This window comes from Enterobacter sp. JJBC (assembly GCF_036936505.1).
Lineage (GTDB): Bacteria > Pseudomonadota > Gammaproteobacteria > Enterobacterales > Enterobacteriaceae > Enterobacter > Enterobacter hormaechei_C.
This window is the reverse complement of record NZ_CP136935.1, coordinates 1739379-1750870: the sequence shown is the minus strand read 5'-3', so window position 1 is coordinate 1750870 and position 11492 is coordinate 1739379. Positions and strand designations below refer to the sequence as shown.

Here is an 11492-nt window from a genome sequence, read left to right as displayed (position 1 = left end):
ATATGAAACGATATCTTATCGCCGGTGCGGCACTGCTGCTGAGCGCCGGCGCGCTGGCCGACGAGTGCGACAACGCGACCACCCAGCTTGAACTGAACACCTGTAGCGCGCAGCAGTACCAAGCCGCCGATAAAAAGCTCAACGAGACCTATCAGGCCGCCATCAAACGTGCGGCTGCGCCTCAGCGCGATCTGCTGAAAAAGGCGCAGCAGGCGTGGATCAGCCTGCGCGACGCAGACTGTGCGTTTATCGGTTCGGGTACGGAAGGCGGGAGCGTTCAGCCAATGATTGTGAACCAGTGTCTGGCGGAGAAAACCGCAGAGCGCGAAGCGTTTCTGGCCACGCTGATGCAGTGTGAAGAGGGCGATCTAAGCTGCCCTCTCCCACCGGGCAATTAACGCACGCGGATCCCTTCGATAATCATCCGCTGTACGTTTTCCAGGGTGCTCTGGAAAAACGCCTCGTCCTGGAGCGTTTTACCGGTCACCGCCTCGACCTGGGCCGCGAAGTCAGCGTAATGCTGGGTAGCGGCCCAGATCATAAAGATCAGATGCTGCGGGTCGACGGGCGCCAGTTTTCCGCTGGCGACCCATCCGGCAATAATGGCCGATTTATCGTCCACCAGCTGCTTTAGATCTCCCGTCAGCTCCGCCTGCAACAGCGGCGCGCCCTGCAACATCTCCAGGCAGAACAGCCTTGATGCCTGCGGGTAATCACGCGATACCTCCAGCTTCAGGCGTATGTACTCCTCTATCGCCACCAGCGGGGCCAGCTCTTCGCGAAATGCTTTAAGTGGTGCGAGCCAGATATCGAGGATCTGCTGCATCACCGCCACATACAGCGCCTCTTTCGACGGGTAGTAGTAGAGCAGATTGGTCTTGGACACCCCGGCCTGCTCCGCTACCTGCTCAAGGCGCGTACCGTGAATACCAAACTGCGAAAATGTCTCCAGCGCAGCGCTGAGGATCGCCTGTTTCTTGGCGCTCACCGCCTGCGAACGTTTACCTGGTGTTTTCACTGCGCCTTGTGTCATTTTCGCTCTCCATTTTCTGTCCTGCGCTCAGCATAGCAAAACCCCCGTCTCGCCACGACCTTCTGCACCCTCAGCGCGCATGAGTGCCTGTTTTCTGTGCAATGATTTTGACCATCTAGTCCACATTTTCGCTGTTAATTTCAACAACCATCATTTAACACCCTAATAACAAAGTGATTTTCAAAACTGGCACTGCCTTTGCAAAAACATCGTGACACCTGCGATGTAATGAAGAGAGGTTCGTGATGAAAATTGGCGTATTTGTACCGATCGGCAACAACGGCTGGCTTATCTCGACCACTGCCCCGCAATACATGCCGACCTTTGAGCTGAATAAAGCCATCGTGCAGAAAGCGGAGCATTACCATTTCGACTTTGCGCTCTCGATGATCAAGCTGCGCGGTTTCGGCGGTAAGACCGAATTCTGGGACCACAACCTGGAGTCCTTTACCCTGATGGCGGGCCTGGCGGCGGTCACCTCGCGGATCCAGATCTACGCCACCGCCGCCACCCTTACCCTGCCCCCGGCGATCGTGGCGCGGATGGCCTCCACCATCGACTCCATCTCCGGCGGGCGCTTTGGCGTTAACCTGGTCACCGGCTGGCAAAAGCCGGAGTACGAGCAGATGGGGATCTGGCCGGGGGACGATTACTTCTCCCGTCGCTACGACTACCTGACTGAATATGTGCAGGTGCTGCGCGATCTGTGGGGCACCGGCAAAAGCGATTTCAAAGGCGATTTCTTCACCATGAACGACTGCCGCGTCAGCCCGCAGCCGTCGGTGCCGATGAAGGTTATCTGCGCCGGGCAGAGCGACGCGGGAATGGAATTCTCGGCGAAATACGCCGACTTCAACTTCTGCTTCGGCAAAGGCGTTAACACCCCGGCCGCCTTCGCGCCCACCGCGGCACGCATGAAAGCGGCCGCCGACAAAACCGGGCGCGACGTGGGCTCCTACGTGCTGTTTATGGTGATTGCCGACGAAACCGACGACGCCGCGCGCGCCAAATGGGAACGATACAAGGACGGCGCGGATGACGAAGCGCTGAGCTGGCTTACCGAGCAGAGCCAGAAGGATACCCGCTCCGGCGCGGACACCAACGTTCGCCAGATGGCCGACCCGACGTCTGCCGTCAATATCAACATGGGCACCCTGGTTGGCTCGTATGCCAGCGTCGCCAGAATGCTCGACGAAGTGGCTGCCGTGCCCGGCGCCGAAGGCGTGCTGCTGACCTTCGATGATTTTCTCACCGGCGTGGAAACCTTCGGCGAGCGCATTCAGCCGCTGATGCAGTGCCGCGCCCACATCCCTGCCGTGACGAAGGAGGTGGCGTAATGACGACCCTCAACGCTCGCCCGGAAGCCATTACCTTTGACGCGCAGCGCAGCGCGCTGATCGTGGTGGATATGCAAAACGCCTATGCCAGTAAAGGCGGGTATCTGGATTTGGCCGGGTTTGACGTCTCCACCACGCAGCCGGTGATTGAGAACATCAAAACCGCCGTGCACGCTGCGCGCGCTGCGGGCATGCTCATCGTCTGGTTCCAGAACGGCTGGGACGACCAGTACGTCGAAGCTGGTGGTCCCGGCTCACCCAACTTTCACAAATCCAACGCCCTGAAAACCATGCGCCAACGGCCCGAACTCCAGGGCACGCTGCTGGCGAAAGGCGGCTGGGATTATCAGCTGGTGGATGAGCTGGTACCGGAAGCCAGCGATATCGTACTGCCGAAACCGCGCTACAGCGGCTTTTTCAATACCCCGCTCGACAGCCTGCTGCGCAGCCGGGGCATTCGTCATCTGGTCTTTACGGGCATTGCCACCAACGTCTGCGTGGAGTCGACCCTGCGCGACGGCTTTTTCCTCGAGTATTTTGGCGTGGTGCTGGAAGACGCTACCCATCAGGCCGGGCCGGATTTTGCCCAGAAAGCCGCCCTGTTCAATATCGAAACCTTTTTTGGCTGGGTCAGTAACGTCAATGATTTCTGCGACGCGCTGGATCCCCCGCTCGCCCGCATCGCCTGAGGAGAACCGCTATGCCGAAATCCGTGATTATTCCGCCGGGCACCAGCACCCCGATTGCCCCGTTTGTCCCCGGCACCCTCGCCGACGGCGTGGTGTATGTCTCGGGCACGCTGCCGTTTGATAAAGACAACAACGTGGTGTTTATCAACGACCCAAAGGGGCAAACCCGCCACGTGCTGGAGACGATCAAAACCGTGATCGAAACGGCGGGTGGTACGATGGAGGACGTGACCTTCAACAGCATCTTTATCACCGACTGGAAAAACTACGCCGCGATTAACGAAATCTACGCGGAGTTTTTCCCCGGCGATAAACCGGCGCGGTTTTGCATCCAGTGCGGGCTGGTAAAGCCCGAAGCGCTGGTTGAAATTGCCACCGTTGCGCACATCGCGAAGTGAGGCCGCCATGAAACTGTCCATTTCCCCGCCCCCCTTTGCGGGCGCGCCCGTGGTGGTACTGATTGCCGGGCTCGGCGGCAGCGGGAGCTACTGGCTGCCTCAGCTCGCCGTGCTGGGGCAGGAGTATCAGGTGGTGTGCTACGACCAGCGGGGCACGGGGAATAACCCGGATACCCTGCCGGAAGACTACACCCTCGCACACATGGCCGACGAGCTCGCACTGGCGTTAGCCGGGGCCGGGATCGCCCGTTACTGCGTGGTCGGCCACGCGCTGGGGGCGCTGGTGGGCCTGCGGCTGGCCATCGATAAGCCCGACGCCCTTACCGCGCTGGTCTGCGTCAACGGCTGGCTGACGCTCAATGCCCATACCCGACGCTGTTTTGACGTTCGCGAACGTCTGCTGCATTCGGGCGGCGCGCAGGCGTGGGTAGAGGCACAGCCGTTGTTCCTCTACCCGGCAGACTGGATGGCCGCCCGCGCCCCGCGGCTGGAGGCCGAGCACGCGCTGGCGCTGGCCCATTTTCAGGGCAAAGCCAATCTGCTGCGCAGGCTGCATGCCCTGAAACAGGCCGATTTCAGCCGCCACGCTGCACGCGTTCGCTGCCCCGTGCAGATTATCTGTTCCACCGACGATCTGCTGGTGCCGTCCGTCTGTTCTGATGAACTGCACGCCGCACTCCCGCACGCCCGCAAAACGGTCATGCGCCAGGGCGGGCATGCCTGCAACGTGACCGCGCCGGACATCTTTAACACTCTGCTGCTGAACGGGCTTGCCAGCCTGCTGCACAGCCCAGAATCCGCTTTGTAAGGAGTTTGAATGAGCGAAGCCATCACGCCCGCCGCGCTGGAAACGCTGTTTACCGGCGCACGTACCCATAACGGCTGGCTGGATATACCGGTCAGTGACGAGACGCTGCACGAGATTTATGACCTGATGAAATGGGGGCCGACGTCCGCCAACTGCTCCCCGGCGCGCATTGTGTTTGTGCGAAGCCCGGAAGGAAAAGAAAAGCTGCGCCCGGCGCTCTCCAGCGGCAACCTTGAGAAAACGCTCACTGCCCCGGTCACGGCGATTGTCGCCTGGGACAGCGAGTTTTATGAGCGCCTGCCTGAACTGTTCCCGCACGGCGATGCCAGAAGCTGGTTTACCGCAAGCCCCGCGCTGGCGGAAGAAACCGCCTTTCGCAACAGCTCAATGCAGGCCGCGTTCCTGATTTTCGCCTGCCGCGCGCTCGGGCTCGACACCGGGCCGATGTCCGGTTTTGACCGGGAAAAAGTGGACGCGGCCTTTTTCACGGGCACGCTGCTTAAAAGCAATCTGCTGATCAACATCGGCTACGGCGATACGACCAAACTGTACGGACGCCTGCCGCGTCTGGCCTTTGACGATGCCTGCGGGCTGGCGTAAGGAGCCATCATGACGACACCCGATCAACAAACGTTCCGTGATGCCATGGCCTGCGTCGGTGCGGCGGTCAATATCATCACCACCGACGGCCCGGCGGGAATGGCGGGCTTTACCGCAAGCGCGGTATGCAGCGTAACCGATACCCCGCCCACTCTGCTGGTGTGCCTCAACCGCGGCGCGTCGGTCTGGCCGATTTTCAGCGAGAACCGCACCCTGTGCGTTAACACGCTGAGTGCCGGACAGGAGCCTTTATCCAACCTGTTTGGCGGGAAAACGCCGATGGCGGACCGCTTTGCCGCTGCCCGCTGGCAGACAGGCGACACGGGCTGCCCGCGTCTGGAAAATGCGCTGGCCTCGTTCGACTGCCGCATCAGCCAGGTGGTGAGCGTTGGCACTCACGACATTCTGTTTTGCGACATCGTATCCATCGTACGCCACCCGGCGCCGCAAGGGCTGGTGTGGTTCGACCGCGGCTATCACGCACTTATGCGACCCGCCTGTTAATCCGCATTCAGGAGACAGATCATGTTCGGACTTCCCCACTGGCAGTTGAAATCGACCTCCACAGAAGCAGGCGTGGTCGCGCCGGATGAAAGGCTCCCGCTCGGGCAGACAATGGTGATGGGCGTGCAGCATGCGGTCGCGATGTTTGGTGCGACGGTGCTGATGCCCATGCTGATGGGGCTGGATCCTAACCTCGCCATTTTGATGTCGGGTATGGGTACCCTGCTGTTCTTTTTTGTCACCGGCGGGCGTGTGCCCAGCTATCTGGGCTCCAGCGCCGCCTTCGTTGGGGTGGTCATTGCAGCGACCGGGTTTAACGGTCAGGGTATTAACCCCAACCTGAGCGTGGCCCTCGGCGGCATTATCGCCTGTGGGCTGGTCTACACCCTGACCGGTCTGGTGGTGATGAAAGTCGGCACACGCTGGATCGAGCGGATGATGCCCCCCGTCGTCACCGGGGCGGTGGTGATGGCGATAGGCCTGAACCTCGCGCCGATTGCGGTGAAGAGCGTTTCCGGCTCACCGTTTGAAAGCTGGATGGCGGTGATTACGGTGCTGTGCATCGGCGTGGTGGCGGTCTTTACGCGCGGCATGATCCAGCGGCTGCTGATCCTGGTCGGGCTGATTGCGGCCTGTCTGGTCTACGCGCTGCTGGCGAACGTGCTCGGCCTCGGCAAACCGGTTGATTTCACACTGATTCATCAGGCCGCCTGGTTCGGCATGCCGCACATAACCTCGCCCACCTTTAACGCTCAGGCGATGATGCTCATCGCGCCTGTCGCGGTGATTCTGGTGGCTGAAAACCTGGGCCATTTGAAAGCCGTAGCGGGAATGACCGGCCGCAATATGGACCCGTATATGGGACGGGCGTTTGTGGGAGACGGTCTGGCGACCATGCTCTCCGGCTCGGTCGGCGGCAGCGGCGTGACGACCTACGCGGAAAACATCGGCGTGATGGCAGTGACCAAAGTCTACTCGACGCTGGTCTTCGTGGCGGCGGCGGTGATGGCGATGCTGCTCGGCTTTTCCCCAAAATTCGGCGCATTGATCCACACCATCCCGGCACCCGTGATTGGCGGCGCCTCGATTGTGGTATTTGGTCTTATTGCCGTCGCGGGGGCACGTATCTGGGTGCAGAATCATGTTGATCTGAGCCAGAATGGTAACCTGATCATGGTGGCGGTGACACTGGTGCTGGGGGCGGGTGATTTCGCCCTGACGCTGGGCGGGTTTACGGTAGGCGGGATTGGCACGGCGACCTTCGGCGCGATCCTGCTCAACGCCCTGCTGAGCCGCCGGAAAAGGGATGTACCGCAAGGAAAAGCCATCACCCCTTCCACCTGAAATACGTGCCGCATTCTTGCCGGGTGACGCTACGCTTACCCGGCCTACAATTGGCAAGTAGGCCCGAGCAAGCGAAGCGCCGCCGGGCTAAACGGACAGGGTGCGCGTTGTTAGCTATCTGCCCCTTGTTCAGCGCTCAATCCGGCAGTCGCCTTACGTCGTTTTTTTAACTTCAACTCGCTCACCAGCACCCCGGCGATAATAAATGCCGCGCCCACCAGCGCCAGCAGCGGCAGACGCTCCCCGGCGAGTCGCCCGAAAATACCCGCCCACACCGGTTCACCGGTGTAAATGACCGTCGCCCGTGTCGGGGATACGCTGCGCTGCGCCCAGTTCATGGTAACCTGGATAATGGCGCTGAAAATGCCCAGCCCCAGCGCCACGACGATAAGCCCGGTAGACATCGGCGGGACGGACTCCCCTGCCGGCACCATCGTCGCGAACGCCACCAGCGACGCGGTGGCAAGCTGCACCACCGTCACCCGCTTGACGTCCACTTTTCCTGCCCAGGCGCTAATCAGAATAATTTCTGCCGCAATGGCGACGGCCCCCACCAGAGTGATGATCTCCCCCGGCCCCAGCGCCAGCAGATTATTTTCCGGCCCGGCTAATAAAATAAGGCCGATGAACGCCAGCACGATGCCAATGCACGACATCAGGCCCGGCATTCTGCCGAGGCACAGCCACTGCAACAGCGGCACCAGCGGTACGTACATGGCGGTGATGAAGGCGGATTTACTGCTGGAGATAGACTGGAGCCCCCACGTTTGCAGGCTGTAACCCATGGCAATCGCCACGCCAATGGCGACACCCGCTTTAAGCTCTCTCAGGGTCAATCCGCGCAGGGTTTTCAGTGAAATAAGCGCCACGGCAACCGCCGCGGTTGCAAAACGCAGCCCTACAAAGAAAAACGGATCGCTCATCGTGACCGCGTACTGAACGGCAAGAAAGGTTCCGCCCCAGAACATGGTGATCAAAATCAGGATCGCTTCCTGAGGCTTAATGGAGAAGGTAAAACGGGAAACGGACATGGGACACCAGCACGAAGAATCAATCCTGTAGTGTGCGATGCCTTTGATGACAGTTCAATGTAGCAGACATAAAAAAACCGCCGGGAAACCCGGCGGCAGAGAGTTAACCCGGCGTACTACTTGTTGCTGCCGTGGCTATTTTTACCCCCTTTTTTACCAGCCTCTGATGCGCGCTGAGGGTCGTTTTTAAAGTTGCCCCCGCTAGACTGGCCACCTTTACGACCTGCTTCTGATGCTCTTTCACGGTCTTCAGCGAAATTACCTGAACCACCACGATGGTTTGCCATCTCTAACCTCCAGAGTGTGAAACATTAGACATCATATTGCATTCAGTAAAAGAGGATTCTTTCACCTCGCGGCTCAAGGACAGTGCCTTTATCTGTGCCGCGTGAAACTAAGCTTAGTGTAATGCGGCTATCCGGCAAGCGAGAGGTAATATTCTGCAACATGATCTCAGCCTTTCGTATGAAATATTGAGGAAGTCATTCATAAGCCATTCTTATATTTTGAAAAATCCCCGCCGCGAAAGTTGTTTCATTTTGCTACAAGGCGCATAACCAAAAGATATTGTTATATATCAAAGAAATGCCGTTCATTTTTGCAGTCTGGCTGTGATGTCATATCTTTAAAGGAACGCAGCGATCCGCTGTAAGAAAAACCAACGAGGAGTGATGCAAAATGGCAAAAGTTCTGGTGCTCTATTATTCCATGTATGGACACATTGAAACCATGGCTCACGCAGTAGCAGAAGGCGCAAACAAAGTAGACGGCGTTGAGGTCGTGGTTAAACGCGTACCGGAAACCATGCAGGCGGAAGCCTTCGCCAAAGCCGGGGGGAAAACACAAAACGCCCCGGTCGCCACCCCGCAGGAGCTCGCGGACTATGATGCCATTATCTTCGGCACCCCGACCCGCTTCGGCAATATGTCCGGCCAGATGCGCACCTTCCTCGACCAGACGGGCGGGCTCTGGGCCTCCGGCGCGTTATACGGCAAGCTGGCCAGCGTGTTCAGCTCTACCGGCACGGGCGGCGGCCAGGAGCAGACGATCACTTCCACCTGGACAACGCTTGCGCATCATGGGATGGTCATTGTGCCGATTGGCTACGGCGCGCAAGAACTGTTTGATGTCTCCCAGGTCCGTGGTGGTACGCCCTATGGCGCAACAACGATTGCCGGTGGGGATGGTTCACGTCAGCCAAGCAATGAAGAACTTTCAATCGCCCGCTATCAGGGTGAATACGTCGCGGGTCTTGCCAAAAAACTGAACGGCTAACCTAACAGGAGGACAAGTATGCCAACTCAAGAATCCAAAGCTCACCACGTGGGCGAATGGGCAAGTTTACGCAATACCTCTCCGGAGATTGCCGAAGCCATCTTTGAAGTCGCCAATTATGACGAAAAGCTGGCTGAACAGATTTGGGAAGAAGGCAACGATGAAGTGCTGGTTCGCGCCTTCAAAAAAACCGACAAAGACTCGCTGTTCTGGGGCGAGCAAACCATCGAACGTAAAAACGTCTGAACGTTCCCCCCGCCCACGCGGGGGGTTATTTTCTATTTCGCCGCGTTATCCATCACCGCATTGAATTTATCGACAGGACAGAAGCCGTTGCCATCCACCGGACAGCCCTTCAGCTCCAGCGTCACGCGCTGCGCAGGGGATTGCAGCGACAGTACGCTGGCGTTACGCAGCTGATCTGAACTCTGGTAAACATACTCAATTTTCATCAGCTCCTGGTTAGTGTTTTTATCATGCCAGCGCTGGAAGACAATTTTACCGCCAATCGGGGTTCTTTCCTGCTGGTCGTGCAGCTGATAAGGCCTGAAGTCCAGCGCGGTCAGCAGCGAGGCGATGTTAGAGTCGTGCCCTACCAGCAGGGTGATTTTTGGCGCTTTTGCCTGGTCGGTCACCAGCGCTTTATCAATGTACTTCACCAGCGGTTTAGCCACGTTCTGCGCCACCTCCGTCGACGTAAACAGCGAGTCCTGATAGCCGTTTTTCAGCTTCGACAGCACGCGCCACTGCTGATCGGTTTTGATTTCCCCCCAGGCAACCTGGTCTGTCGGGAAGCCTTCGTAATACTGTAGCGTGAAAGCATCTACCAGCGAGTTACCCACCTTCAGCGGCCCGGAGACGCCCGGCTCTTTTTCATAATCGGCGCTGAACGTATCTTTCGCCTCCGTCAGGGAGCAGACTTTTTTCTCCTTGCAGGACGGCGAGTCGCTGTAGTTTGTCAGCTGTTCCAGCAGTTTGTAGCTTTCATCCAGCTGCATTTTCTGCCGTTCCGTCTCCATCGCTTTCAGCGCTTTCTCGCGAAACTCAGGGGAGTTATCGGTAATGACCGGATTGAAGGTGGGGTCCATGGTGCCCATTTTTTCCTGGTGATGCACAGGAACATCGCACCCGGGGAACGCGCCGGTGATAAAGAACTGCGCGGTCGCCACGGTGCGCTGGAGGCTGTTGGCGTAGGCATAGACGGTATCCGCTGGCGGGCATTCACCCGTCTTCACCATCCCCTGCTCTGCCAGCCACTCGCGCATATAGTGACCCATATACACTTCCAGTACGCCACCTTTGGTGGTGAGCTGTCCACCCGGGACGTCCCACTCCGGCCACTGCTTCGGCGTGGACTGCTCCAGCACGCTGCCGTTATTGGCAAGCGGCGCGCGCAGGTTGTGGCGGCTCATGATGAGCACCTGTTCCAGCTGATAGCCATCCGGCGTGTCCTGTGCCTGCGCCCCAAACGTCACTGAAAGCGTTCCTGCCACGGCGACAGCGAGTAGTGCTTTTCTCATCCCTTTTTCCTCATGCGTTTTTATCGTTACGCTGAGTGTGACAGACTGGTGACCGTTTTTTCGGGAAGCATTTCTCAAACTGATGAATACGTTCAGATGCTGATGCCGGTGACGATGCCGACATACAGCGCCGCCCATGCGCAGGCTGACAGCAGGCTAACGACGTAAACCTTCATCGCGCTCATCCTGAGCATGCCGGCCGCCAGCGGCACGATATAACGCAGCACCGCCAGGAAACGCGACGTGAACAGCGCGACTACGCCGTTCTTTTGCAGCTGATGCTGTACCCGCAGAATCTTATCGGCATGTTTTGCGGTGAGGCGTGACACCAGCCGGGTATGCCCCATCAGCTGGCCGATATGGTAATTCAGCACCGAACCTGCCGTAGCGCCCATCACCACCGCCAGCCACGTCATTCCGGGATGCAGACTCGACTGGCTGACGGCGATCCCCGCCATCAGCATGACCGATGCGGGCGGCAGCACCGAGGAGACCAGCACCGTCGATTTACTCAACGCCATAACAACGAGCAGCGCGAACAGATGCGTCGGATAATGCGCAAAATGATCCAGCAGCGTGTCCAGCCATGCCATTTTACTCTCTCCGGTAACAAATGAATTCTCCATTTAAAAAGAAAACAGTTAAATAAAACCTCAACATGCGTTTAATACTATTCATTTAAACCGTTCTTCAACATTATTAAAATTCCTCAGCAGCAGTTTTAAATAAGCGTATTATCCCTCTCGTTTTACAACGATCTCGTTATGGCGAGGCTCCTGTACAAATAAACGTTATCGCTCTGGTGGGTTCGAGAGAACCGGCACAGGGTAAAACAGGCACTGTCGAATCAAGGCTTTGTCAGTATAACTTCCCTTGCGGGATACGGTGTACAGTGCTGAACCCAGGACGTGGGGATCTCCTTTCCGACATGCCCTGTCTTGCTCGCCCCTGAG

General features: G+C 58.1%; 15 protein-coding genes and 1 riboswitch. Of the genes, 10 read left to right on the top strand and 5 right to left on the bottom strand.

Annotated elements, in window-relative coordinates:
* The first annotated feature begins 2 nt into the window (after positions 1-2).
* Positions 3-398 carry a lysozyme inhibitor LprI family protein gene (locus RY075_RS08315; RefSeq protein WP_109948740.1) on the top strand — a complete coding sequence of 132 codons (396 nt, stop codon included), beginning with the start codon at positions 3-5 and terminating at the stop codon, positions 396-398.
* Here RY075_RS08315 and rutR read toward each other — a convergent pair.
* Positions 395-1033, bottom strand: a complete 639-nt coding sequence (rutR, locus tag RY075_RS08310) for an HTH-type transcriptional regulator RutR (RefSeq protein WP_023315786.1) — start codon at positions 1031-1033, stop codon at positions 395-397. The genes RY075_RS08315 and rutR overlap by 4 nt on opposite strands.
* Before the next feature lie 245 nt (positions 1034-1278).
* On the opposite strand from rutR, the gene rutA reads away from it, so the two are divergent.
* From rutA to rutG, 7 genes are read left to right on the top strand one after another with little or no spacing between them, the layout of a single operon-like run.
* Positions 1279-2370, top strand: coding sequence for a pyrimidine utilization protein A (gene rutA / locus RY075_RS08305; protein ID WP_003858092.1), 1092 nt, complete (start codon positions 1279-1281; stop codon positions 2368-2370).
* Positions 2370-3059 (top strand): pyrimidine utilization protein B, encoded by a 690-nt coding sequence (gene rutB, locus RY075_RS08300; protein WP_003858095.1) that lies wholly within the window; start codon positions 2370-2372, stop codon positions 3057-3059. The genes rutA and rutB overlap by 1 nt, the downstream gene beginning before the upstream one ends.
* An 11-nt stretch (positions 3060-3070) precedes the next feature.
* Positions 3071-3457 (top strand): pyrimidine utilization protein C, encoded by a 387-nt coding sequence (gene rutC / locus RY075_RS08295; RefSeq protein ID WP_003858097.1) that lies wholly within the window; start codon positions 3071-3073, stop codon positions 3455-3457.
* Between the two features lie 7 nt (positions 3458-3464).
* Complete coding sequence (gene rutD, locus RY075_RS08290; RefSeq protein WP_003858098.1) at positions 3465-4265, top strand: pyrimidine utilization protein D; 801 nt, start codon at positions 3465-3467, stop codon at positions 4263-4265.
* A 9-nt stretch (positions 4266-4274) separates the two neighbouring features.
* Positions 4275-4865, top strand: coding sequence for a malonic semialdehyde reductase (locus RY075_RS08285; RefSeq protein ID WP_003858101.1), 591 nt, complete (start codon positions 4275-4277; stop codon positions 4863-4865).
* Positions 4866-4874: 9 nt separating this feature from the next.
* Positions 4875-5369 (top strand): NADH-dependent FMN reductase RutF, encoded by a 495-nt coding sequence (gene rutF / locus RY075_RS08280; RefSeq protein ID WP_003858102.1) that lies wholly within the window; start codon positions 4875-4877, stop codon positions 5367-5369.
* Positions 5370-5390: 21 nt separating this feature from the next.
* Positions 5391-6713 carry a pyrimidine utilization transport protein G gene (gene rutG / locus RY075_RS08275; RefSeq protein WP_058652291.1) on the top strand — a complete coding sequence of 441 codons (1323 nt, stop codon included), beginning with the start codon at positions 5391-5393 and terminating at the stop codon, positions 6711-6713.
* A 110-nt stretch (positions 6714-6823) separates the two neighbouring features.
* On the opposite strand, the gene RY075_RS08270 is transcribed toward rutG, so the two are convergent.
* Together RY075_RS08270 and RY075_RS08265 are read right to left on the bottom strand one after the other, a co-directional pair.
* Positions 6824-7744, bottom strand: coding sequence for a DMT family transporter (locus RY075_RS08270; RefSeq protein WP_003858106.1), 921 nt, complete (start codon positions 7742-7744; stop codon positions 6824-6826).
* 116 nt (positions 7745-7860) lie between these two features.
* Positions 7861-8031 (bottom strand): general stress protein, encoded by a 171-nt coding sequence (locus RY075_RS08265; RefSeq protein WP_001273664.1) that lies wholly within the window; start codon positions 8029-8031, stop codon positions 7861-7863.
* A 391-nt stretch (positions 8032-8422) separates the two neighbouring features.
* Between RY075_RS08265 and wrbA the strand changes: the two genes are divergently transcribed.
* Positions 8423-9019: an NAD(P)H:quinone oxidoreductase gene (wrbA, locus tag RY075_RS08260; protein WP_003858109.1), complete on the top strand. Its 597-nt coding sequence runs from the start codon at positions 8423-8425 to the stop codon at positions 9017-9019.
* A gap of 18 nt (positions 9020-9037) precedes the next feature.
* Positions 9038-9265: a YccJ family protein gene (locus RY075_RS08255; RefSeq protein WP_003858110.1), complete on the top strand. Its 228-nt coding sequence runs from the start codon at positions 9038-9040 to the stop codon at positions 9263-9265.
* A 32-nt stretch (positions 9266-9297) separates the two neighbouring features.
* Here RY075_RS08255 and agp read toward each other — a convergent pair whose 3' ends face one another.
* On the bottom strand, positions 9298-10539 hold the full coding sequence (gene agp, locus RY075_RS08250) for a bifunctional glucose-1-phosphatase/inositol phosphatase (protein ID WP_032657984.1): 1242 nt from the start codon (positions 10537-10539) through the stop codon (positions 9298-9300).
* Positions 10540-10631: 92 nt separating this feature from the next.
* Entirely contained in the window at positions 10632-11132 is a 501-nt protein-coding gene (locus RY075_RS08245) for a DedA family protein (RefSeq protein WP_003858113.1), read from the bottom strand.
* A gap of 158 nt (positions 11133-11290) precedes the next feature.
* Positions 11291-11460, top strand: a riboswitch (M-box (ykoK) riboswitch).
* The last annotated feature ends 32 nt before the right edge of the window (positions 11461-11492 follow it).